Annotated in this window: 23 protein-coding genes; 16 read left to right on the top strand and 7 right to left on the bottom strand. The window is 28.9% G+C overall.

Annotation, left to right across the window (positions count from 1 at the left end):
- Positions 1-8 precede the first annotated feature (8 nt).
- Positions 9-1,835: a molecular chaperone DnaK gene (gene dnaK, locus IGS63_RS06665; RefSeq protein ID WP_190613540.1), complete on the bottom strand. Its 1,827-nt coding sequence runs from the start codon at positions 1,833-1,835 to the stop codon at positions 9-11.
- Positions 1,836-2,154: 319 nt separating this feature from the next.
- On the bottom strand, positions 2,155-2,730 hold the full coding sequence (rbr, locus tag IGS63_RS06660; protein ID WP_190613539.1) for a rubrerythrin: 576 nt from the start codon (positions 2,728-2,730) through the stop codon (positions 2,155-2,157).
- A 176-nt stretch (positions 2,731-2,906) separates the two neighbouring features.
- On the opposite strand from rbr, the gene nadX reads away from it, so the two are divergent.
- The 8 genes from nadX (at position 2,907) to IGS63_RS06620 (ending at position 10,471) form a co-directional block, all read left to right on the top strand.
- Complete coding sequence (gene nadX, locus IGS63_RS06655; protein WP_190613537.1) at positions 2,907-3,665, top strand: aspartate dehydrogenase; 759 nt, start codon at positions 2,907-2,909, stop codon at positions 3,663-3,665.
- 1 nt (position 3,666) lies between these two features.
- Positions 3,667-4,587: a quinolinate synthase NadA gene (nadA, locus tag IGS63_RS06650; protein WP_198423028.1), complete on the top strand. Its 921-nt coding sequence runs from the start codon at positions 3,667-3,669 to the stop codon at positions 4,585-4,587.
- Positions 4,588-4,592: 5 nt separating this feature from the next.
- Positions 4,593-5,435 (top strand): carboxylating nicotinate-nucleotide diphosphorylase, encoded by an 843-nt coding sequence (nadC, locus tag IGS63_RS06645; RefSeq protein WP_190613536.1) that lies wholly within the window; start codon positions 4,593-4,595, stop codon positions 5,433-5,435.
- Between the two features lie 275 nt (positions 5,436-5,710).
- The gene (locus IGS63_RS06640) at positions 5,711-6,817 is read left to right on the top strand and encodes an ABC transporter substrate-binding protein (RefSeq protein ID WP_190613534.1); all 1,107 of its coding nucleotides are present in this window, start codon (positions 5,711-5,713) and stop codon (positions 6,815-6,817) included.
- A 48-nt stretch (positions 6,818-6,865) separates the two neighbouring features.
- Complete coding sequence (locus IGS63_RS06635) at positions 6,866-7,774, top strand: branched-chain amino acid ABC transporter permease (protein WP_190613532.1); 909 nt, start codon at positions 6,866-6,868, stop codon at positions 7,772-7,774.
- Between the two features lie 5 nt (positions 7,775-7,779).
- Positions 7,780-8,871, top strand: coding sequence for a branched-chain amino acid ABC transporter permease (locus IGS63_RS06630; protein ID WP_190613530.1), 1,092 nt, complete (start codon positions 7,780-7,782; stop codon positions 8,869-8,871).
- Entirely contained in the window at positions 8,871-9,752 is an 882-nt protein-coding gene (locus IGS63_RS06625) for an ABC transporter ATP-binding protein (protein ID WP_190613528.1), read from the top strand. Before IGS63_RS06630 ends, IGS63_RS06625 begins: the two co-directional genes overlap by 1 nt.
- Complete coding sequence (locus tag IGS63_RS06620; protein ID WP_190613526.1) at positions 9,749-10,471, top strand: ABC transporter ATP-binding protein; 723 nt, start codon at positions 9,749-9,751, stop codon at positions 10,469-10,471. Before IGS63_RS06625 ends, IGS63_RS06620 begins: the two co-directional genes overlap by 4 nt.
- 64 nt (positions 10,472-10,535) lie before the next feature.
- Here IGS63_RS06620 and IGS63_RS06615 read toward each other — a convergent pair whose 3' ends face one another.
- Entirely contained in the window at positions 10,536-11,603 is a 1,068-nt protein-coding gene (locus IGS63_RS06615; protein ID WP_190613524.1) for an MFS transporter, read from the bottom strand.
- Between the two features lie 424 nt (positions 11,604-12,027).
- On the opposite strand from IGS63_RS06615, the gene IGS63_RS06610 reads away from it, so the two are divergent.
- Positions 12,028-12,840, top strand: coding sequence for a hypothetical protein (locus IGS63_RS06610; RefSeq protein ID WP_198423027.1), 813 nt, complete (start codon positions 12,028-12,030; stop codon positions 12,838-12,840).
- A gap of 53 nt (positions 12,841-12,893) precedes the next feature.
- Here IGS63_RS06610 and IGS63_RS06605 read toward each other — a convergent pair whose 3' ends face one another.
- From IGS63_RS06605 to IGS63_RS06590, 4 genes are read right to left on the bottom strand one after another with little or no spacing between them, the layout of a single operon-like run.
- On the bottom strand, positions 12,894-13,898 hold the full coding sequence (locus tag IGS63_RS06605; RefSeq protein ID WP_190613523.1) for a M42 family metallopeptidase: 1,005 nt from the start codon (positions 13,896-13,898) through the stop codon (positions 12,894-12,896).
- Positions 13,895-14,926, bottom strand: coding sequence for a M42 family metallopeptidase (locus IGS63_RS06600; RefSeq protein WP_190613521.1), 1,032 nt, complete (start codon positions 14,924-14,926; stop codon positions 13,895-13,897). Before IGS63_RS06600 ends, IGS63_RS06605 begins: the two co-directional genes overlap by 4 nt.
- Positions 14,923-15,945, bottom strand: coding sequence for a M28 family peptidase (locus IGS63_RS06595; RefSeq protein ID WP_190613519.1), 1,023 nt, complete (start codon positions 15,943-15,945; stop codon positions 14,923-14,925). The genes IGS63_RS06600 and IGS63_RS06595 overlap by 4 nt, the downstream gene beginning before the upstream one ends.
- Before the next feature lie 16 nt (positions 15,946-15,961).
- Positions 15,962-16,570 (bottom strand): septum site-determining protein MinC, encoded by a 609-nt coding sequence (locus tag IGS63_RS06590; RefSeq protein ID WP_190613518.1) that lies wholly within the window; start codon positions 16,568-16,570, stop codon positions 15,962-15,964.
- Positions 16,571-16,775: 205 nt separating this feature from the next.
- On the opposite strand from IGS63_RS06590, the gene IGS63_RS06585 reads away from it, so the two are divergent.
- Genes IGS63_RS06585 through IGS63_RS06555 form a run of 7 tightly spaced genes read left to right on the top strand, consistent with a single transcriptional unit; the run spans position 16,776 to position 22,525 of the window.
- Positions 16,776-18,455 carry an acyl-CoA mutase large subunit family protein gene (locus IGS63_RS06585; RefSeq protein WP_190613515.1) on the top strand — a complete coding sequence of 560 codons (1,680 nt, stop codon included), beginning with the start codon at positions 16,776-16,778 and terminating at the stop codon, positions 18,453-18,455.
- 13 nt (positions 18,456-18,468) lie between these two features.
- Positions 18,469-18,864, top strand: coding sequence for a cobalamin B12-binding domain-containing protein (locus tag IGS63_RS06580; protein WP_190613513.1), 396 nt, complete (start codon positions 18,469-18,471; stop codon positions 18,862-18,864).
- Entirely contained in the window at positions 18,848-19,780 is a 933-nt protein-coding gene (gene meaB / locus IGS63_RS06575) for a methylmalonyl Co-A mutase-associated GTPase MeaB (protein WP_190613512.1), read from the top strand. The genes IGS63_RS06580 and meaB overlap by 17 nt, the downstream gene beginning before the upstream one ends.
- Positions 19,770-20,171, top strand: a complete 402-nt coding sequence (gene mce / locus IGS63_RS06570) for a methylmalonyl-CoA epimerase (RefSeq protein WP_190613510.1) — start codon at positions 19,770-19,772, stop codon at positions 20,169-20,171. Before meaB ends, mce begins: the two co-directional genes overlap by 11 nt.
- A 12-nt stretch (positions 20,172-20,183) precedes the next feature.
- A complete protein-coding gene (locus IGS63_RS06565; protein WP_190613508.1) occupies positions 20,184-21,740 on the top strand; it encodes an acyl-CoA carboxylase subunit beta in 1,557 nt (518 codons plus the stop codon).
- A 14-nt stretch (positions 21,741-21,754) separates the two neighbouring features.
- Positions 21,755-22,102 (top strand): OadG family protein, encoded by a 348-nt coding sequence (locus tag IGS63_RS06560; RefSeq protein WP_190613506.1) that lies wholly within the window; start codon positions 21,755-21,757, stop codon positions 22,100-22,102.
- Between the two features lie 18 nt (positions 22,103-22,120).
- Positions 22,121-22,525, top strand: a complete 405-nt coding sequence (locus tag IGS63_RS06555; protein WP_190613504.1) for a biotin/lipoyl-containing protein — start codon at positions 22,121-22,123, stop codon at positions 22,523-22,525.
- Positions 22,526-23,014: the final 489 nt, after the last annotated feature.

Below are 23,014 nucleotides of genomic sequence, written 5' to 3'. Positions count from 1 at the left end.
TTTATTTTTTATTCAGCGTCTTCAACTTTTATGTCTTGACTTGGTTCTTGATCATTATTAGATGTATTTTCAGAATCATTATTTCCTTGACCTTGATACATTTGTTGACCTATTTTCATTGATTCTTGTTTTAATTCTTCCATTAAAATCTTTATTTTACCAATATTATCTTCTGAAATTGCTTGTCTTAGATCTTTTACTTTATCTTCTAAAGATGATTTTGTATCAGCTGGAACTTTATCTCCATTTTCATTTAATAACTTCTCTATTTGATAGCAAAGATCGTCAGCTTGGTTTTTAATTTCTATTTCTTCTCTCTTTCTCTTATCTTGTTCTTCAAATTGTTGAGCATCTTTTACCATTCTATCAATATCATCTTTTCCAAGTTTATGTCTACCTGTTACAACAGTTGATTGTTGTTTTCCAGTACCTAAGTCTTTTGCAGATACATTAACAATACCATTAGAGTCTATATCAAATGTAACTTCAATTTGAGGAACTCCTCTTGGTGCAGGTGGTAAACCAGTTAATTTAAAGCTACCAAGGAAGAAATTGTCTTTAGCAATTGATCTTTCACCTTGGAAAACTCCTATTTCAACTTCTGGTTGAAAATCAACAGCTGTAGTAAATGTTTTTGATTTTTTAATAGGTATCTTACTATTTCTTGGAATTATTGGTTCCATTAATCCACCTTTAACTTCAATACCAAGAGAAAGTGGAGTAACATCAACAAGAACTATGTCTTTATCAGTTTTTCCTGTCATTATAGCCCCTTGAACAGCTGCACCAACTGAAACTGCTTCATCTGGGTTAACTCCTTTGTTTGGTTCTTTTCCAAAATATCCTGTAACTAATTTTTGAACAGCAGGAACTCTTGTTGAACCACCAACGAATAAAATTTCATCTATATCGTTTGGAGTCAATCCTGCATCTTTCATAGCATTTTCAATAGGTCCTCTCGTTGATTCAATTAAGTCTCTAACTAATTCTTCAAATTTTGCTCTTGTTAATTTCTTTTCAATATGTACAGGGTTTCCATTTACGATTGTTATAAAAGGAAGATTTATTTCTGCTTCCATTTTAGAAGAAAGTTCTATTTTTGCAGTTTCTGCTGCTTCTTTTAATCTTTGAAGTGCTTGTTTATCATTCTTTAAGTCAACACCATTTTCTTTTTTAAATTCGTCCATTAACCAATCCATAATTCTCTTATCAAAATCATCTCCACCAAGATGATTATTACCATTTGTAGAAATAACTTCGATTATATCATCACCTATTTCAAGTATTGAAACATCAAAAGTACCTCCACCAAGATCGTAAACAACTATTTTTTGATCTCCTGCTTTTTTATCCATTCCAAAAGCTATAGAAGCTGCTGTTGGTTCATTTATAATTCTTAAAACTTCAAGGCCAGCAATTTCTCCTGCTTCTTTTGTTGCTTGCCTTTGAGCATCGTTAAAGTATGCAGGACATGTAATTACAGCCTTTTTTATTTTACCGTCTAAATAAGCTTCAGCATCTCTAACTAATTTTTTTAAGATAAATGCACTTATTTGTTGTGGTGTATAGTCTTTCCCATCAATAGTTACTTTATGATCTGACCCCATATATCTTTTAATAGATCTTATAGTTTTTTCAGAGTTTAAAACAGCTTGTCTTTTTGCTGGTTCTCCTACTATTATATCTCCTTCTTTTGAAAAAGCTACTATTGAAGGTGTTGTTCTTTTACCTTCTGCATTTGGTATAACTTCAACATTTCCATCAGGTTTCATCCAAGATATTGCTGAATAAGTTGTTCCTAAATCGATACCAACTACGTATTCTTTATTTCCCATATCGAAAACCTCCTTGTATTAAATTTATTTTTGATTTCACTAATATTATACTTTATTTTTTTTAGAAATTCAAGCCTAAAATTTATTTTAAGAAAATAAATAAAAACATTTATATAAAACAATTTTAAATATACATAATTTTTTATTAAATAAAAGTTATATCACTTGTAATAAGTGAGTGAAAACAAAAATTAATTTAAATATCTTTTTTAATAATATCTGTTAATTTATATAAAAACTTAAAACCATGGTATTTACTAATAAAAAAATAATAAAAGCTATGAAAAATTTCATAGCTTTTATTATTTTTTTAAACACTTTAATAATTATATTCTTTTAATTCAAAATATCCTTGAGGATGTCCACAAGCAGGGCAAACTACAGGAGCTGAAGTACCTTCATGTATATATCCACATTTTCTACATTTCCATATACAAACAGCATCTTTTTCAAAAACTTTATTTTCTTCTATATTCTTTAATAATTTTAAATATCTTTTTTCATGAGCTTCTTCAACTTTAGCAATTGCTCTATATTTAGAAGCAATTTCTTTAAATCCTTCTTTTTCTGCAATTTCTGCAAACATTGGATAAAGTTCTGTAAATTCTTCATGTTCTCCAGCAGCAGCAGCTTTTAAATTTTCAACTGTCGTTCCAATTTTTCCAGCAGGATAAGTCGCTGTAATTTCTACATCTCCTCCTTCTAAAAATTTAAAAAAGGTTTTTGCATGCTGTTCTTCATTCAATGCAGTTTCTTGAAAGATTGCTGATATTTGTTCATACCCTTCTTTTTTTGCAGTTTTCGCAAAAAAAGTATACCTATTTTTAGCTTGAGATTCACCAGCAAAAGATTTTAATAAATTTTTTTCAGTTTCTGTGCCTTTTAAACCTTTCATTAAATCACCTCCTTGTTAAATTATAACATATTATTATTCAAAAATTAACCATAAGCATTTGTTATATATTTTTTACATTCAATGATTATATTAGAAATATAAAAAAGAGTATAATGTTCCTGTATATACTGTATATACAGAATTTATTTAATTCAATAATATAGGAGGAACAAAAAATGAAGTTATTTTTTATTGGTGGAGGAAATTCCACAGAAATAATTTTAGAAAAACTTGGATCTTTAGTTTCAAAAGCTTATATTTTTGATACAAATAATGAAAGAATGTTAGAACTTTCAAATAAATTTAACAACATAGAATCATCTGATATAAATAAATTGAAAAATTTGGATGTTAATTATGTTGTTGAATGTGCTTCTGTTGAAGCTGTAAAAAGCTATGCTTTTGATGTTTTGAATTTAAAAAAAGATTTTATTATATTGAGTACAGGCGCATTTGCCGATGATGAATTTAGAAACAAAATAATGGAAAAATTAGAAAATTCAGAAAATAATATTTATATTCCTTCAGGAGCAGTCGGAGCAGTAGATATAATAAACGCAACAGGAGAAATGATCAACAAAATAACCTTAACAACAAGAAAACCTCCAAAAAGCTTAGGAGTTGAAACAGATACCGAGCAAATTATATTTGAAGGAACATCAAAAGAAGCAATAAAAAAATTTCCTAAAAATATAAATGTTGCAGTTACATTATCCGTTGCAAGTGGTGATTTTGATAAAGTTTTTGTTAGAATAATTGCAGATCCTAAAGTAAATAGAAATATACACACTGTTGAAATTGATTCTGAAGCAGGAAATTATAAATTGATACTCGAAAATTATCCATCTAAAAATCCAAAAACAAGTTATCTTGCACCATTATCAGTAGCAGGACTTTTAAAAAAATTAACTAAAAAATTAAAGGTTGGTGTTTAAAATGACAAATGAAGAATTGATGAATGAAATTATAAAATTAAAAGAAGAAAAAGGATATAAAATTTTAGGTCATAATTATTTAATAGGAGATATATTAGATATTTCTGATGAAACAGGCGATTCTTTAGCACTTGCAAGAAAAGCTATGGAAATGGATGCGGATAAGATAATGTTTATTGGTGTTGATTTTATGGCTGAAACATTAAAAATTTTAAATCCAGAAAAAAGAATCTTTGTTCCAACAAGAGCTTCAGAATGTACAATGGCTAATTCTTTAGATAGAGAAACATTAATAAAATTTAAAGAAAAATATCCAAATGCTTCAGTAGTACTTTATGTAAATAGTACAGCAGAATGTAAAATGGAAGCAGACTGTGTTTGCACATCAGCAAATGCAATAGAAATAGTGAATAACATAGACAACGATACGATATTATTTGGACCTGATAAGAACTTAGCATCTTATGTAGCTGAAAAAACTGGAAAAACTATAATACCAGTTCCAGGAGATGATGGTTTTTGTTATGTTCATGATGAATTTAAAAAAGAAGAAGTTTTAGTGGCAAAAGAAAAATATCCAAATGCAAAATTAATAACACATCCAGAATCACCAAAAGAAGTTAGAGATCTTTCGGAATACATAGGTGGAACTGGTAAAATGATTAAAATTCCATTGACTGATGATACAAAAGATTACATAATAGGAACTGAAGCTGGAATGATCCATCAATTGAAGAAAAATCATCCAGATAGAAATTTTTATCCATTAAAAAACAGTGCAATCTGTATAGGAATGAAGAAAAACACATTAAAAAACTTATACGAAGCATTAAAAGAAGATAAGCATGAAATAATTTTATCTGATGAAATTATGGAAAAAGCAGTATATTCAATCGAAAACATGTTTAAAGTTATGGGGTGAGCTTCGTGTATTTTAAAGAAGTTGAACTTTTAATAAATTGGATAAAAAGAGATGCAGAATACATCGATTTAGCTTCATATGGATTAAAAAATCAAAAAGCAAGCTTTGAAATATTGTTTAAATCAAAAAACACAATAATTTCTGGTATAAAATTAATAAAAGAAGTTTTAAAAGAATTTGATATTAAGAGTGAATTTTATTTTAAAGATGGACAAGAAATAAATACAGATAAAAATATAAGAATTGCAACTTTAACAGGTGATGCTTATAATTTATTGATATGTGAAAGAACTGTTTTAAATACATTTTCTATAATGAGCGGAATTGCAACTAAAACTTATGAATTTTCAAAAAAGTTAAAAGAAACAGGATACAATACAAAAATAGCTGCTACACGTAAAACAATACCAGGAATTGGATTTTTACAAAAAATAGCTGTTTTAGATGGCGGCGGAGATACACATAGATGGAGTTTATCTGAAAGCATAATGCTTAAAGATAATCATTTAAATCTTTATGGCGGAATAGAAAGCGCTATAAATGAAGTTAAAAAATATAAATCCTTTACAAAAAAAATAGAAGTTGAAGTAGAAACTCAAGAACAAGCAATGAAGGCTATTGAATTTGATGCAGATATAATAATGCTTGATAACTTTTCTTCAGAAGAAGCAAAAAAAGTTGCAAAAAAGATAAAAGATAAAAATAATAAAATAATTGTAGAAGTATCAGGTGGAATAAGAAAAAATACTTTTTTAAAGTATGCTGATAACAATATCGACATAATATCTACAGGAATATTAACAACTGAAATAGAATATAAAGATTTTTCTATGGAAGTCATAAAATAAACAAATTAAATTTAAATAACCTAATAAAATAAAAAAAGATGAATTTTTATTCATCTTTTTTTATTTTTATTGAAAAAAATTTCATCAAAAATGAAAAAAATAAGTTAATAAATTTACGCTTATGTAAATTTTTATTACAATTTACATAAAGGAATATTTTTATGATATAATAACTTTAAGTTAATATATTAATAACATACGTACATATAAACGAAGTAATTATTTCACAATTCAAAAATATTTTAAATGAAATAACTTTATTGGGAGGTGAGGGAATGAAAAAGTTTTTAGTTATTAGTTTTGTAATACTTATGTTTGTTGTAGCTTTTACAGAAGATGTTATTAAAATTGGTGCTTATTTTCCGATGACTGGTGGAATAGCTGCTTTTGGTCAAATGACCTGGCAAGGTATTCAATTAGCTAATGAAGAGAGACCTACTGTTTTAGGTAAAAAGATACAATTAATATTAGTAGATAATAAAGGTGATAAAGTTGAATCTGCAAATGCTGTTTCAAGATTAATTGATCAAGAACATGTAGTTGCTATACTTGGAGCAGTTGCAAGCTCAGATTCTTTAGCTGGTGGAGCAGTTGCTGAAGCTAAAAGAATCCCTATGGTTACTAGTTCTTCTACAAATCCTTTAGTTACAATGAATAAAGATTGGATTTTTAGATCTTGTTTTATAGATCCATTTCAAGGTTTAGTTGGTGCAAAATTTGCATTTAATGATTTAAAAGCTAAAAAAGTTGTTATATTCATGGATATAGCTCAAGATTACTGTGTTGGACTTGCTAATTACTTTGAAAAAACATTTAAAGGATATAAAGGAACTTCAGTTGTTAGAGAATATTACAATACAGGAGATCAAGACTTTTCAGCACAAATAATAAATGCAATGGATCAAAATCCTGATTTAATATATATACCAGGTTACTATTCAGAGATCGCTATAATTGCAAGACAACTTCAAGATATGGGATATACAGGAAAAATTCTTGCTGGTGATGGAGCAGAAGCACCTGAATTAATTAAAATAGGAGGAGATGCAGTTGAAGGATTATATTTTACAACTCATTATAATGCAGAAGGTCCAGCAACACCAAAAGCAAGAGAATATGTAAAAGCTTATAAAACAAAATATAATAAAATTCCAGATTCTTTAGGAGCTTTAGGATACGATGCATACAATATGGTTATCGATGCAATAGAAAAAGCTGGTTCAGCAACACCAAGAAATATAAGAAATGCACTTGCAACTTTAAAATCATTTGAGGGAGTTACAGGTTATATAACTATAAAAGATGGTAATGCTATAAAATCAGCTGTTATAGACCAAGTAAAAGATGGAGACTTTAAATTCATTAAAATAATAAATCCATAAATAAAAGGTCCCCAAGGGGACTTTTTATTTTAAAAAGGGAGGCTAAAGATGAGTATTCAAAACTTTCTACAATACTTAATGAATGGAGTATCTTTAGGTAGTCTTTATGCTCTAATTGCTATTGGATATACTCTTGTTTATGGAATATTAAGACTTATAAATTTTGCACATGGCGATATATTTATGCTGGGAACATATACAGCATTTTATATGATAACATTATTATCTATACCTTGGTGGATATCATTTCCACTCGCAATAATAGTAACTGCTTTAATAGGTTTTTCAGTAGATAAAATAGCTTATAAACCTTTAAGAAATGCTCCAAGAGTTTCTGCTCTTATTACAGCAATTGGTGTCTCAATATTTTTAGAAAGTTTGGGAGTCGTTGTTTTTGGTGGAAGACCTAAAGCATTTTCTTTTAGAGCATTACATTATCCAAAAGAATTATATAAAATGGTTGTAATTGGTGGTATAAGAATTCAAATGCTAACATTTGTAATAATAATAGTAACTGCTTTACTTTTATTATTCCTTGTTTGGCTCATTTATAGAACAAAAGTAGGTATGGCTATGAGAGCTTTATCTAAAGATATTCCCACTACTAAATTAATGGGAATAAATGCAGATAAAATAATTGGATTGACATTTGCATTAGGATCAGCATTAGCTGCTGCTGCTGGAATAATGTGGGCAATGAAATACCCTCAAATATTTCCATATATGGGAATAATTCCTGGGCTAAAAGCATTTATTGCAGCTGTTTTTGGTGGGATTGGAAATGTTAAAGGAGCTATGATAGGTGGATTTTTATTAGGAATGATGGAAATATTAATAGTTGGATTTTTTCCACAACTTGCAGGTTTAAGAGATGCTTTTGCATTTATACTTTTAATAGTAGTTTTATTAGTTAAACCTACAGGTATAATGGGTGAAAAAATCCAAGTAAAGGTGTGATTGATATGAATACATATAAATTAGAGAAAAAAACTAAAGTAATATTAAATTCAACTGCTATATTTATTGCAATTATTCTTATGATGTGGGCACAAAATAGTATGAGTAGTTATGGATTGAGAATATTAAATTTGATAGCTATAAATGCAATACTTGCAGTTAGTTTAAATTTAATCAATGGTATAACTGGAATATTTTCATTGGGTCATATAGGTTTTATGGCAGTTGGTGCTTATACTGCATCTTTATTAACATTATCGGTTCAACAAAAACAACAAGTTTTTTTCTTAGAACCCTTAATTTGGCCATTTAATTCTATTCAATTAGACTTTTTTTCAGCTACAATAATTGGAGGATTGGTTGCAGCTTTTTTTGGATTATTAATAGCAGTTCCGGCTTTAAGATTAAGAGATGATTATTTGGCAATAGCCACACTTGGATTTAGTGAAATAATAAGAATATTTGCTAATTATTCCGTATCTCTTACAAATGGAGCATTAGGATTAAAAGGTTTGCCAAATTATACAAACATTTGGTGGAGTTTTAGTTTTTTAGCTTTAACAACATGGTTTATAGTAAAACTTACAAATAGTACATACGGAAAACAATTAAAAGCCATAAGAGATGATGAGATAGCAGCAAGAGCAATGGGAATAAATGTAAAAAAACTTAGAGTTATTGCCTTTGTTGTTGGATCATTTTTTGCAGGTATAGCAGGTTCATTAATGGCTCATTTACTCACTACAATAGATCCAAAGATGTTTATGTTTGTACAACCAACATCAGTAAATATTTTAGTTATGATAGTTTTAGGTGGTCTTGGAAGTACATCTGGAGCTATAATAGGAGCTATAATAATAACATTTTTATCTGAATGGCTTCGTTTTATTGAAGGAGATATGAATATTTTTGGTCATGTTTTCCATGGAATACCTGGAATGAGAATGTTGATATTTTCAGCATTGATGGTTATTCTCATGATATTCTATAGAAAAGGAATAATGGGAGAAAAAGAAATTACATGGGATTATTTATACAACTTAATTATGAAATTTAAGAAAAAAGCACCAGTAGAAGCAAAGGTAGGTGAAGAATAATGGCAGCAATACTACCTTTTATAAGTTCTGGACAAGAATCAGTAATAAATATAAATCATATAACAATGAAATTTGGAGGACTTACAGCTGTAGATAACTTTTATTTAGATATTAAAAAAGGTGAATTAGTTGGATTAATAGGACCTAATGGTGCAGGTAAGACAACTATATTCAATATGATTACTGGAGTTTATACTCCAACTATTGGTGAAATATACTTTGAAGATGTTAATATAACTGGATTACCAGCAAATACAATAACAAAACTTGGTATAGCAAGAACATTTCAAAATATAAGATTATTCCATTCTATGACTGTTTTTGAAAATGTTCTTATTGCAGAAACAACTAAATTTTTAGATTATAAAACAAAAACATTGATGGCAACAACAAATTCTTTAAAAGGGAAAGATTTATTTGTTAAAATTCAAAGACAAAATTGGTTTTGGCCAGCAGTTTTGGGAACATCAAAATATAAAAAAGAATTAAAAAAGATGAAAGAAGATACAATGCTTCTTTTAGAAAGAGTTGGATTAGCAGAATATGCAAATTATCCTGCAACATCTTTACCCTATGGAAAACAAAGAAAGTTGGAAATTGCAAGAGCATTGGCAACCGCTCCAAAACTACTACTCTTAGATGAACCAGCAGCCGGTATGAATCCACAAGAAAGTATAGAACTTATGGACTTCATAAATCAAATACTTAATGATTTTGATTTGAGTATTTTATTAATAGAACATGATATGAAAGTCGTTATGGGAGTTTGTCAAAGATTAACTGTTTTAGACTATGGAAAGATAATAGCACAAGGATTACCAGACGAAATAAAGCACAACCCTGAGGTTATAAAAGCTTATCTTGGAGATGATGCCGTATGAAGACTAAAAATAAAATATTAGAAATAAAAGATTTATATGTAAATTATGGTGCAATAAAAGCAATAAAAGGAATAGACATAAATGTTAATAAGGGAGAAATTGTTACACTAATAGGAGCCAATGGAGCAGGTAAAACAACAACATTAGATACAATAGTTAGTTTAGTAAAAGCAAAATCAGGAGTAATAAAATTAGGAGAAGAAGAGATCACAAATGTACCTTCAGATAAAATTATTCAAAAAGGAATAGCACTTTCACCAGAAGGAAGAAGAATTTTTTCAAACTTAACTGTTTATGAAAATCTTTTAATGGGAGCATATACAAGAACAGATCAAGAAGAAATAAAAAAAGATTTTGAATGGGTATATTCTCTATTTCCAAGATTAAAAGAAAGAAGGAAACAAAAAGGAGGAACCTTATCTGGTGGAGAACAACAAATGCTTGCTATAGCAAGAGCCTTAATGAGTAGACCAAAAATACTAATGCTCGATGAACCATCACTTGGGCTTGCTCCATTACTCGTAAAAGAAGTTTTTGAAATAATAAAAAAGATAAATAGTGAAGGAACAACAGTTTTATTAGTAGAACAAAATGCAAAAGCAGCGCTCGATGTTGCTGATTATGCTTATGTTCTTGAAACAGGGATAATAACAATGGAAGGACCCGCAAATGAAATTGCAAACAATCCAGATGTTCGTGCAGCATATCTTGGAGGATAAAAAATTAATATTTAAAAACTTTAAAACAAACAGGATAGTTAAACTATCCTGTTTGTTTTTTAAATTACATTTTTTTATAGTGAAACAAAGTTACATTTAAAATTATTACTAAAAATATTAATACTGTAGTATAAATAAAATAGAAATTTAATGAAAATTTTTCTAAAATTATTCCAGAAATTATTTGTGATGTTGGAACAACGATGACATAAATAGTTGATCTAACCGCATATATTGAGGATAATTCTTCTTTTTTTGCTGAACTTTGTAGATATGTACCTGTTGAATTCATTATAAACATTACAAAGATACTATTTGAAAATATTAATAAAATTGTATAATAATAATTTTGATAAAGTACTAAAAAAATATTTATTATAAGCAGTACATAAAATGAAAAACTTATATATTTTTTATAATATTTTTTTACATCGAGTTTGTATACTAAAAAAATTCCTACAAATGACCCAAAAGATAAGATAGTTCTAAATAATGATTGCCCAAAAACTTCATTGCTGTTTAATTCTCCTATTTTTAATAATACAGTGCTTGGTATTGGTGCAAAAATTAAATTTATAATAACCCCTATAAATATACACATAAAAATTTCTTTTTCTTTATATATGTATTTAAAAGTGTTATACCATTCTTTTATAATTTTTTCTTTTTTTAATTCAGGTTTCTTATGTACATATTTAACTCTTTTTAAATTAAGTGATGCAAACAAATTAATTAAACCATAAGCTAATATCATATATTTTAAATTAAGAATATTGTATACTACAAAACTTAAAAGTGGAGATACTATACCATTTATGTTTGAGAACATAGCACTTAAACTATTTGCTTTATATAAATAATTTTTTTCCACTAAATCTGGTATCAAACTATACTGAAATGTATTGTCCAAGCTCTCTAATATTGAAATTAAAATAGCTAAAATGAAATAATAATAAATATAAGTTGAAAAATAGTTATATACAAAAAAACCTATTATACCAACAACAAACAAAAGGAAGTTTGTATATATTGAAATAAAAAGAGGATTGCTTCTTTTTAATAAAGGTACAAAATAAAATATTGTTATCCTAGAAAAAATTATTTTTAAAGCTGTTAAAATCGATGAATACACTAATGAATCTGTTATTTGATAAAAAATCAAAAAAAATCAAAAATTGTATATACTGGTAATAAAAGTTTGAATCTGTGTAGTTATTAAAAATATTAAAAAATTTTTATTCATTCTTCACCTATTTTTTTATGAATTTTATAATTATTTTAAAGTTAAAACATATTAAATTTCATTAGATTATATCATATATTTTATGGTATAATTTGATAAAAGAAAATTAAATTCATAAATATTTGAATGAAAATATAATAGAGTATTCAGAAATAAAAGATATTTTAGAGAGTATAAATAAAAAAGATTAGATAAATTACTAAAAAATTAATTTAATAAAAAAGTGAAATAAAATACAAATTTTATTAATATAGGAAAATAATGTAATAAATTTAATCATAAATAGGGAGGGATTAATATACAAAGTAAAGGAGTGCAACAACCAGAAAATAAAATTATTTTATATTTCACAATTCCAATAACTATTTTGATATTAATTGTTAGTTCAATTGGAATATGGCATCAAAATTTATATTTTCGAGAAACAGCTGATTGGATAGCTCAATGTATTGGGCAGGATATAGCTAATGTTTTTTTTATGATTCCAATTTTATTGTTTTCATCTATATTCATTTTTAAAGGAAATAATTTATCTAAAATTATATGGTTGGGAGCAATGCTTACAAATATTTATGCTTTTTTTATTTATTGTTTTGGTTTACATTTTAATTATCTCTTTCTTTTTTATTGTGCAATATTAGGTCTTTCTATTTATTCTGTAATTTATTTTGTAAAAATTCATCTTCAAGAAAATTTTAAAAAATGGTATATTGAAAAAGTTCCTGAAAAAAGCGTAGGAATATTTCTTGTCATTATTGCCAGTATGTTTTTTTTACTTTGGTTTTCTTCTGATCTTCCAGATTCTATAAATAATACACCTTCAATTGAACTTCAAAAACTTGGACTATTAGTAAATGTTGTTCATGTTTTAGATTATACTTTTTATCTTCCTTTGATATTTATCTCTGGTATATTAATTTTTAGAAAGAAAAATCTTGGGTATCTTCTTGCTCCAACTATGCTTGTTTTTGCTATTCTTACAAACATAAATATAATATCTTTAACTCTTGTTGGGTATTATAGGAATATAGTACAAGATTTAAGTTTATTGTTTATAATTTCTTTTATTACTATGATTTGCCTTGTTTTTTTTATTTTAATGTCAAAAAAACTAAAATCTATTTAAAAATTAATAAAGACCAATCAAATGATTGGTCTTTTGTGTTATAAGAAATTTTATTATATTTTTGTATTTGCCATTGCTATTAAGAGTTTTACAGAATTTTCAACGTCCTTTTTTGATACTAATTCATTTGGTGAGTGAATATATCTTGTTGCTATTGATAGTGTTGATGATGGTATTCCTGATTTTGTTTTTTGATATGACGCTGCATTTGTTCCACCAAATATTAACACTTCAAACTGATATGGAATCTTGTTGTTTTCTGCTGCTTTTTTCATAAAATCAACAACGTTTATATCACTTATTGATGCTGCATCTTTTATTTTTATACAAGGGCCTGCACCAAGTTTCATTTCCATTCTTTTAAATGCTTTTGGTGTATCGAGAGCTAATGTTACGTCTACTGCTATTGCCATATCAACATCATATTCATATGCTGCTACTGATGATCCAACTAAACCTACTTCTTCTTGTACTGTAAATGCAAAGATTACTGTATTTTTATTTTCTTTCATTTCTTTTGCCGATTGTATTAATGCTGCACAAGCAATTCTATCATCCATTGCTTTTGACAACCATTTATCACCAATTTCTTCAAAATGAGCTATGTAGGTTCCAAAGGTTCCTATTGGTGCTAATTTTTCTGCTTCTTCTCTTTTGTTTACTCCCATATCTACATATAAATTATCAAGGGATAAACTTTTAGAGTTTTCCATTCTCTCTTTTGCTGTTTCTCCTTCAAGTCCTATTATTCCTGTGTTTCCATTGAATTGTACTCTTGCCCCTATTAGTGTTGCAGGGTTCACTCCTCCAACTGCATCTACTTTTAAAAATCCAGTATCTGTTATGTGAGTTACTACGAGTCCTATTTCATCCATGTGAGCATCAAATAATAATGTTTTTCCTGATGTTCCTTTTTTTATTGCTATCAAGTTTCCGAGTTTATCAGTTTTTATTTCATCTACATAGTCTTTTATTTCGTTTATTATAAATTCTCTTACAGCATGTTCTCTTCCACTTGGAGAATAAATTTCAGTTATTTTTTTTACGAGTTCTTTCATAATTCAGCAATCCTCCCATTCATTATTAGTTTATTGCTTAATTTGTATACTCTTTCATAATCTTTTAAGTTAATAATTGAATTTGCAGAGTGTATGTATCTGCATGGTACAGAGATGACTCCAGAAGGTATTCCATACATTGTTCTTGCAAATCTTGCTGCATCTGTTCCTCCTGCTGTTCTCATTTTATATTGATATTTTATGTTTAAGTCTTTTGCTGTTTTTATAATTTCTTCATAAACTTCTTTTTTTAAGACAACACCACTGTGCATAAAGGTTATTACTGGACCATCATTTAAATGTGTTGCCCACTTTTCTGGTTCAAGTTCGGGGTTATCTCCTGCTGTTGTACCTTCTAATACTAATGCAACATCTGGTTTTACGTATTCTGCAGCTACTCCACTTCCTCTTAATCCTGCTTCTTCTTGAGTTACAAAGCAAAAATAAGTATCATATTGTGGGTTTTCATTTGTTTCTTTTATATTGTCAATTATATCCATCATTATTGAACATCCAACTCTATCATCAAAAGCTTTACATAATGCAAAATCTTCATTTTCATAGTATTTAACATCAAATGTTACCATATCGCCTAATTTAACTTTATTCTTAGCTTCTTCTTTTTTTGTAAATCCTGCAAATACTTTTATTGAATCGTATCCTTGTACTTTTTGTATATCATGGTCTAAATGTATTGGTGTTTGATTTACTATTGCAGGTAGTTCTCCATTTATTAAGAGTCTTTGAGCTCTTACTACTCTTGGATCAACTCCACCTGATGGAGATATATTGAATGTTCCATCTTCATTTATTTTTGTAATTAAAAATCCAACTTCATCCATATGTGCTGAAATCATCAATTTTTTTTCTGAGCTTTTTCCTTTTATTTTTGTAATTAAGTTTCCCATAACATCTTCATATATTTCATCAACTTTATCTTTTATTTCATTTTTTATAAATTCTCTAACTTTTTCTTCATTTCCAGGTGCTCCATGTAATTCAGTTAAGTTTTTTAAATATTTTTTCATTTGCATCTACCTTCCTTTGCTGCAAATATTGCCATTAATTTTGCTGTTGCTTCTATATCATTTATAGAAACAACCTCAACAGGTGAGTGCATATTCAATATTGGTACAGATAATAATGCTGTTGCTACTCCACCATTAGTTATTTGTACTATGTCTGTTTCTGTGCCGCTTCTTGATGGTGCTACTTCTATTTGATATTTTATATTATTTTCATCTGCTATATCTACTAATTTTTGATATGTTTTTTTATGAACTGCAGCACCTATTAATATTGCTGGTCCTTCATTTATTTTCATCGTTTCATATCCTGGAATAGTATCATTACCAAAGGTTACATCTACTATTATTGCAACATCTGGTTTTATATAATGAGCAGCTCCCTTTGCTCCTACTAATCCTACTTCTTCTCCTTTATTGAATGATAGGTATAGCTCACCATCGAAGTTATAGTACTGTAGATATTCTAATGCTTTTATTATGGTTGTAACTCCAGCTCTATTATCTATTGCTTTTCCAGTTATATATTTTTCGTTTAATTCCATTGCTTCAACTTCTATTGAACCAACATCACCAACTGATATATTTTTTGTTCCACCTGATATAGAAAAATCTATAAATAATTCATCAAATGATGGAGATATTTTTTTTGTTTTAGCATTTTGTAAGTGTGGAGCCAACATTCCAACTACGCCTATTGTTTCTTTCCCATTTTTAAAAAAAGTTATTCTTTTTGCAACAAGAGTTCTTGGATCAACTCCACCTATTGAAGATATTCTTGCAAAATGTTCATTTTCTATTTTTGAAATAACTACTCCTATTTCATCGGTGTGAGCAAAAAAAGCTATCTTTTTTTTGCCTGTTCCAAATTTTACTAATAAATTATCAGTTCCAACAGTTTCAAATTTAATTTTTTCAAATTCTTTTGATAAAATATCTTTTATTACTTTAAAAGTATTTTTTTCATAAGACGAAACACCAAAAGAATTAGAAAGAGTTTTCAACACTTCCTTAGTTTCCATGAGTGTACCTCCTTAATTATAATTCAAGTGGTTCTACTAATGCTTTTTCTTTTTCTATTCTAATAGAAACAGGTGTGGCTGGCCATGTATAATTATAAAAAGGTATACCAGCTATTTCTAATAATGGAGAAGCCATTTCTGATGCAATTACAAATGAATTTTTCTTATTGGTTATTCCAGCTTTTACAATCCCTTCTACTTTACCAAAAACAATTACGCTTCCTCCAGCATTTACTTCTGAACCAGGTTTAACATTTCCAAATATTATGATATCACCGGGGTTATCTATTGTTTGCCCAGATCTTAAATGTTTCCTATAAATTTTAGTGTTTGATAAATTAAATTCTTTTTCACTTTTATTTTTTTTAGATTCTGGAAGTTCTCCAAAAAAAGACCCAGCTAATCTTAAGCCTTTTGAAATTGCAAGTTTAGCAATTTTTGGTATTAAATTATACTGTTCTTCATTTTCAAGGTATATGAAAAAACTATCTCCTAAACTAAATATACTTCTCATCATATCTATTTTTTTCTCAAAAAATTCTAAAGAATCTTTTTGTGTATGTCCCTTTTCAAAGAAAAAAACTATATCTCCATCTATAATCTTTGCCGATATAAAATCTTCCATAAACTTTCCCCCCAGATTTTTTTGAATCATTAATATAATACCACAAATTTTATTTTAAAAACACTTGATTAATTTGAATTAACATGGAATTACACTGAAATTTTTTTCATTATTTGTATAAAACTTATTGAATCAAGGTTGTAATATTCATTATTATATTGTAAAATATAAGGGTAAACACACAACCCATTCCGGAGGTGCACTGATGTTTAGAGATGAAGAGTTAAAAAAAATTAAAGACGAAAGAGAGTTATGGCATGAAAAAGTTGTAAAAAAAGCCATAGAAAGATTTCCAGAAAGGAAGGAATTTAAAACTACTTATGGAGATGAAATAAAAAGAGTTTATACTCCAGAAGATATAGAGGATTTAAATTATTCTGAAGATTTGGGTTTCCCAGGTCAATATCCATTTACTCGTGGCGTTCAGCCAACTATGTATAGAGGAAGATTTTGGACAATGAGACAATATGCTGGTTTTGCATCAGCAGAAGAGTCAAACGAAAGGTATAAATATTTATTGAGTCAAGGCACAATGGGACTTTCTGTTGCTTTTGATTTGCCTACTCAAATAGGTTATGATTCTGATGATGAAATGTCAGAAGGAGAAGTAGGTAAGGTTGGGGTTGCTATTGATTCACTTGCAGATATGGAGATATTATTTAATGAGATTCCATTAGATAAAGTTAGTGTTTCAATGACAATAAATTCAACTGCTTCTGTTCTTCTTTCAATGTTGATAGCTGTTGCAGAAAAACAAGGAGTTTCACCTGATAAAATAAGAGGTACTATACAAAATGATATTTTAAAAGAATATATTGCAAGAGGAACTTATGTTTTTCCACCAAAACCTTCTATGAAAATAATTGATGATATTTTTGAATATGGATCTAAAAATTTGCCTAAGTTCAACCTTATTAGTATAAGTGGATATCATATAAGAGAAGCAGGTGCAAATGCCGTTCAAGAAGTAGCCTTTACTTTGGCTGATGGAATTGCTTATGTTGAATCTGCTATTAAAGCTGGGCTTGATCCAAATGTTTTTGGTAAAAATTTATCATTCTTTTTCAATGCACACAATAACTTTATAGAAGAAATTGCAAAGTTTAGAGCTGCAAGAAAGTTGTGGGCAAAGATAATGAAAGAAAGATTTGGAGTTACAGATAAAAAGGCTATGGCTTTAAAATTCCATACGCAAACAGCAGGATCAACATTAACAGCTCAACAACCACAAAATAATATTGTTAGAGTTGCTTTACAAGCTTTATCAGCTGTTATGGGTGGAACTCAATCGTTGCATACAAATTCTTTTGATGAAGCATTAGGATTACCTACACAAAAATCTGCTACAATTGCTTTAAAAACACAACAAATAATAGCTTATGAATCTGGAGTTACAGAAACAATAGATCCATTTGCTGGATCTTATGTTGTTGAAAGATTAACTAAAGATATAGAGAAAAAAGCTATGGAATATATAAATAAAATAGATGAAATGGGCGGTATGGTTAAAGCTATTGAAGAAGGATACGTTCAAAAAGAAATTTTAAACTCTGCATACGATGCTCAATTAAAGATTGAAAAGAATGAAAGTATAATAGTTGGAGTTAATAAATTTCAATTAGAAGGAGAAGAAGAACCATCAGAAGTTTTAAAAATAAAGAAAGAAGTTGAAGAAAGACAAGTTGCTAAACTTAAAAAATTAAGAGAAACAAGAGATAATGAAGCTGTTAATAAAGCACTTGAAGAATTGAAAAAAGCAGCTTTAAATAATGAAAATGTTATGCCTTATATTTTAAATGCTGTAAAAGTGTATGCAACACTTGGAGAAATAACTAATTTATTAAGAGACATTTATGGTGAATATAACGAATCGGTATTGATATAACCGGAGGTGTGTAATGAGTAGAAGAATAAGAGTTGTTATAGGAAAACCAGGATTAGATGGTCATGATAGAGGAGCAAAAGTAGTTTCAAGAGCACTCAGAGATGCTGGAATGGAAGTTATTTATACAGGAATAAGACAAACTCCATCTGAAATAGTTAATACAGCAATACAAGAAGATGCTGATATTATAGGGCTTTCAATTTTATCTGGTGCTCACATGAAGTTATGTGAAAAATTATTAAAATTATTAAAAGAAAAAGATATAAATATACCTGTATTTTTAGGAGGAATAATTCCTGAAGATGATATACCAGTTTTGAAAGAAATTGGAATAAAGGAAGTATTTACTCCTGGAACATCACTTGAATTAATAAACAATAAGGTGAAAGAAATTGTCTTGGGAGAATAAGTTTAATAGTATTATAGAAAAATTTAAAAGTGGAGAAATTTATGCTCTTGCAAAGATGGTATCACTTGTTGAGGATAATCCTGATTATGCTTGGGAAATAATTTCAAAACTTCCCAAAAAAGAACACAAACAAATAATAGGAATTACAGGAAGTCCAGGTGCTGGAAAAAGCACCTTGACTTCTAAGCTTGTTGAAAAACTTGCAAAAAAAGGTGAAAAAATAGGTGTTATTGCTGTTGATCCAAGCAGTTCATTTTCTGGCGGAGCATTTTTGGGCGATAGAATTAGAATGAGAAATATAACTAAGTCTCAAAATGTATACATAAGAAGTGTTGCATCTCGTGGAAGTGTTGGAGGACTTTGTGATTCTATTTTTGATATAGTCGATGTTATGGAAAGTTTTGGTTTTGATAAAATAATTATTGAAACAGTTGGTGCAGGACAAACGGAAATAGAAATAGTTTTTGTTGCAGATACTATTTTACTGGTAATGTCTCCAGATTCAGGCGATGAAATACAAATGTTTAAAGCAGGAATAATGGAAATAGCTGATGGATATGTTGTTAATAAAACAGATTTACCAGAAGCAAATGGTTTTATGACACAATTAAAAAACACTTTAATGCTTGAAGTAGAATCAAAGTCAACGAGAAGAGTTTTTGGAACGAGTTCAGTTTTGAATATGGGCATAGAAGATATAGTTTCTTGGTTTGATGAGCACTATAATTCACTAATAAATACTGGAGAACTAAATGATCGTCAAATAAGAAGAAATAAAAGAAGAATAAGAAGTAATTTATTAAGAATTTTAGATAAAGTTGTATACAATTATGATGGGAAAATTGAAGATCTTGAATTTGCAAAAGAAAAAATTTTAAGAGAACTTTGCAAGGAGGAAAACAATTATGAAAAATAAGATAGACCATATTGGAATTGTGGTAAAATCAATTGATGATGCACTAAAGTTTTATAATGGCTTATTGGGTATAACTCCTGCTGGAGAAGAAATTCTTGAAGACAGGGGCTTGAGAGTTTGTTTTATAGAAATCGGAGATACAAGAATAGAACTTTTACAACCAACAAGAGAAGATTCGGAAGTTTCAAAATTTCTTGAAAAAAAAGGTGAAGGACTTCACCATGTTGCTTATGAAGTTGAAAATGTAAAAGAAGCAATTGAAAAAGCAAAAGAAATAGGATTAAAACCTCTTTCTGATGAACCAAAACCAGGTGCACATAATACATCTGTTGTGTTTATGCATCCTAAAACAACTAATGGAGTTTTAACAGAACTCCTTCAACATAATTAAGGAGGATTCGTAATGGCCGATGAAAAGTTTGTTGAGTTACTCGAAAACTTTAGAGAAAAAAAGTCAAAATTAGAACTTGGTGGTGGGCAAGCAAGAATAGACAAACAACACTCTCAAGGAAAATTAACTGCAAGAGAAAGAATAGAACTTCTCGTTGATGAAGGATCATTTGAAGAAATCGACAAATTTGTAAAACACAGAAGTACATACTTGGGATTAGATAAAAAAACTTTTCCATACGATGGTGTAGTTACTGGTTTTGGAACTATAAAAGGAAAAAAAGTAGCAGTTTTTTCTCAAGACTTCACAGTTCAAGGTGGATCGTTAGGAGAAATGCATGCTAAAAAAATAATAAAACTTCAAGATTTAGCAATGAAATTTGGAGTTCCTGTTATAGGAATAAATGACTCTGCTGGTGCAAGAATTCAAGAAGCAGTTGATTCTTTGTACGGATATGGAGGAATTTTCTATAGAAACACATTAGCTTCTGGGGTAATACCTCAAATAACTGTTATTGCTGGTCCATGTGCTGGTGGTGCGGTTTATTCTCCTGCAATTACAGACTTTATTATAATGGTTGAAAAAACATCTCAAATGTTCATAACAGGTCCAAATGTTATAAAAGCAGTTACAGGAGAAGATGTTAGTAAAGAAGGTCTTGGTGGAGCAATGGTTCACAATTCTAAAAGTGGTGTTGCTCATTTAATTGCAAAGAGTGATGAAGAAGCTATGGAAATGACAAAAAAATTAATGTCATACATACCTTCAAATAACTTAGATCCAGTAGAAATTACAGAATTTGATGAAAATTATAATTTGAATGAAAAAATATATGATATAGTTTCTCCAAATCCAAAAAAGGCATACGATGTAAGAGATATTATAAATATGACTTTTGATCCAGAAACATTTTTTGAAATTCAACCACACTTTGCAAAAAATATGATTACAGGATTTGCAAGAATGGGTGGAAAATCAGTTGGCATTATAGCAAATCAACCAAAAATAATGGCTGGAGCACTTGATATTGATGCCTCTGATAAAGCTTCAAGATTTATCAGATTTTGTGATGCATTTAATATTCCTATTGTTACTTTTGTTGATACACCAGGATTTTTACCAGGTGTTTCTCAAGAACATGGTGGAATAATAAGACATGGTGCCAAGTTATTATACGCTTACTCTGAAGCTACTGTTCCTATGATAACAATAATATTAAGAAAATCATATGGTGGAGCATACATAGCAATGGCTTCACAACATTTAGGAGCTGATTTTGTTTTTGCTTGGCCTATATCAGAAATAGCAGTTATGGGAGCTGAAGGTGCAGCAAATGTAATTTTTGCTAAAGAAATTAAAAATTCAGAAAACCCAGAACAAACAAGAAAACAAAGAATTGAAGAATATAAAGAACAGTTTAATAATCCATATGAAGTAGCTGGAAGAGGATATATTGAGGATGTTATAGATCCAATAGATACAAGAAATGTAATAATGAATTCATTATTTATTGCTGAATCAAAAGCAGAAGCAAGACCGGCAAAAAAACACGGAAACATTCCACTTTAATGAGGTGATTATTTATGGATAAAGTATGGTTTATTACCATAGCCGGTATTTTAACGGTTTTTATAATATTAGTAATTTTAATGCTCGTAGTATCATTATTGAGACATTTTTCTAAAACAGAAAAAAAAGGAGCTAAAAAAGAAATCAATTTACCTTCATCAGCTCCATCAAAGGTTGTAAACAAAGTAGAAATAAATAGCAATGATGAAAACGAAGAAATTGCAGCAATTATGGGAGCAATTTCGGCATTTATGGGCAATAAAAATTATGTTGTAAAAAGTATAAAACCTGCTAAAAAGTCAGTTTTTTCGAACTCAAGGTGGGGAACAGTAAATCCTACAGTTACGTGGAGAACACGTTAAAAAAACAGGAGGAAAAAAATGATAAAAAAGTTTAATGTAAAAGTTAATGGAAAATCATATGAAGTTGAAGTTGAAGAAGTTTCAAGTCAAGGAACAGTACCTGTTCAATCAGTACCAGTGGCAGCTCCAGTACAAAAACCAGCAGCAACTCCAGCATCTGCTCCAACACCAAAACCAGCAGCAACTCCAGCATCTGCTCCAACCGCAGGTGGACATGAAGTTATTTCACCACTTCCTGGCGCTGTTGTAGATATTTTAGTTTCAGTAGGTCAATCTGTTAGTGAAGGAGACAAATTAATAATAATAGAAGCAATGAAGATGGAAAATGAAATACCAGCACCAGTATCTGGAGTAATAGATAAAATATTAGTTAAAAAAGGTGATACAGTAGAAGGAGAACAACTTTTAATAACAATAAAATAATAAAAAGAAAAAAATGCTTGATTTAATCAAGCATTTTTTTATTAATTTTCATGAATCTGTTTAATAGTAAGCGGTATTTTTTATGATTACAATAAAATGCAGGGTTTACACTTAAAAAGACCATCCCTTTTTAAGAGGAGAGAGGAAAGGAAGGAAACCTGCGCATTAGAAATATCATAGCAGTGTGTAAATACCAGAAAAAGTGCCCCTTAGAAGGGGCGAGACCAGAGGACGGAGGGATGTGGTTTTGTTAGTTTTATATTAGTTATTTAATGAAAAAAAGAGAAAAAGGAATATTTCACCGAAAAAGCCTCGTCCCTGAAAGGGGTAATAACGTGCCCTTCGACAAGCTCAGGGAACGTTTGTTTTTTTTTTAATACTTCTACTTTTCTTACGGTCATTGAGCTTGTCGAAATGTGGTCATTGAGCTTGTCGAAATGTGGTCATTGAGCTTGTCGAAATGTGGTCATTGAGCTTGTCGAAATGTGG

The organism is Tepiditoga spiralis (assembly GCF_014701195.1).
In the GTDB taxonomy this organism is placed as follows: Bacteria; Thermotogota; Thermotogae; order Petrotogales; family Petrotogaceae; genus Tepiditoga; species Tepiditoga spiralis.
The sequence above is the reverse complement of the archived record's forward strand: the minus strand, read 5'-3'. Positions and strand labels throughout refer to the sequence as shown.

What these genes read in the sequence shown, in the direction of transcription:
- nadX (WP_190613537.1), top strand. Translation starts at nt 2,907, where the DNA reads ATGAAGTTATTTTTTATTGGTGGAGGAAATTCCACAGAAATAATTTTA.
- IGS63_RS06560 (WP_190613506.1), top strand. Translation starts at nt 21,755, where the DNA reads ATGGATAAAGTATGGTTTATTACCATAGCCGGTATTTTAACGGTTTTT.
- dnaK (WP_190613540.1), bottom strand. Translation starts at nt 1,835, where the DNA reads ATGGGAAATAAAGAATACGTAGTTGGTATCGATTTAGGAACAACTTAT.
- rbr (WP_190613539.1), bottom strand. Translation starts at nt 2,730, where the DNA reads ATGAAAGGTTTAAAAGGCACAGAAACTGAAAAAAATTTATTAAAATCT.
- IGS63_RS06630 (WP_190613530.1), top strand. Translation starts at nt 7,780, where the DNA reads ATGAATACATATAAATTAGAGAAAAAAACTAAAGTAATATTAAATTCA.
- IGS63_RS06635 (WP_190613532.1), top strand. Translation starts at nt 6,866, where the DNA reads ATGAGTATTCAAAACTTTCTACAATACTTAATGAATGGAGTATCTTTA.
- IGS63_RS06565 (WP_190613508.1), top strand. Translation starts at nt 20,184, where the DNA reads ATGGCCGATGAAAAGTTTGTTGAGTTACTCGAAAACTTTAGAGAAAAA.
- IGS63_RS06600 (WP_190613521.1), bottom strand. Translation starts at nt 14,926, where the DNA reads ATGAAAAAATATTTAAAAAACTTAACTGAATTACATGGAGCACCTGGA.
- IGS63_RS06585 (WP_190613515.1), top strand. Translation starts at nt 16,776, where the DNA reads ATGTTTAGAGATGAAGAGTTAAAAAAAATTAAAGACGAAAGAGAGTTA.
- IGS63_RS06580 (WP_190613513.1), top strand. Translation starts at nt 18,469, where the DNA reads ATGAGTAGAAGAATAAGAGTTGTTATAGGAAAACCAGGATTAGATGGT.
- IGS63_RS06605 (WP_190613523.1), bottom strand. Translation starts at nt 13,898, where the DNA reads ATGAAAGAACTCGTAAAAAAAATAACTGAAATTTATTCTCCAAGTGGA.
- mce (WP_190613510.1), top strand. Translation starts at nt 19,770, where the DNA reads ATGAAAAATAAGATAGACCATATTGGAATTGTGGTAAAATCAATTGAT.
- IGS63_RS06595 (WP_190613519.1), bottom strand. Translation starts at nt 15,945, where the DNA reads ATGGAAACTAAGGAAGTGTTGAAAACTCTTTCTAATTCTTTTGGTGTT.
- IGS63_RS06625 (WP_190613528.1), top strand. Translation starts at nt 8,871, where the DNA reads ATGGCAGCAATACTACCTTTTATAAGTTCTGGACAAGAATCAGTAATA.
- IGS63_RS06620 (WP_190613526.1), top strand. Translation starts at nt 9,749, where the DNA reads ATGAAGACTAAAAATAAAATATTAGAAATAAAAGATTTATATGTAAAT.
- IGS63_RS06555 (WP_190613504.1), top strand. Translation starts at nt 22,121, where the DNA reads ATGATAAAAAAGTTTAATGTAAAAGTTAATGGAAAATCATATGAAGTT.
- nadA (WP_198423028.1), top strand. Translation starts at nt 3,667, where the DNA reads ATGACAAATGAAGAATTGATGAATGAAATTATAAAATTAAAAGAAGAA.
- IGS63_RS06640 (WP_190613534.1), top strand. Translation starts at nt 5,711, where the DNA reads ATGAAAAAGTTTTTAGTTATTAGTTTTGTAATACTTATGTTTGTTGTA.
- IGS63_RS06590 (WP_190613518.1), bottom strand. Translation starts at nt 16,570, where the DNA reads ATGGAAGATTTTATATCGGCAAAGATTATAGATGGAGATATAGTTTTT.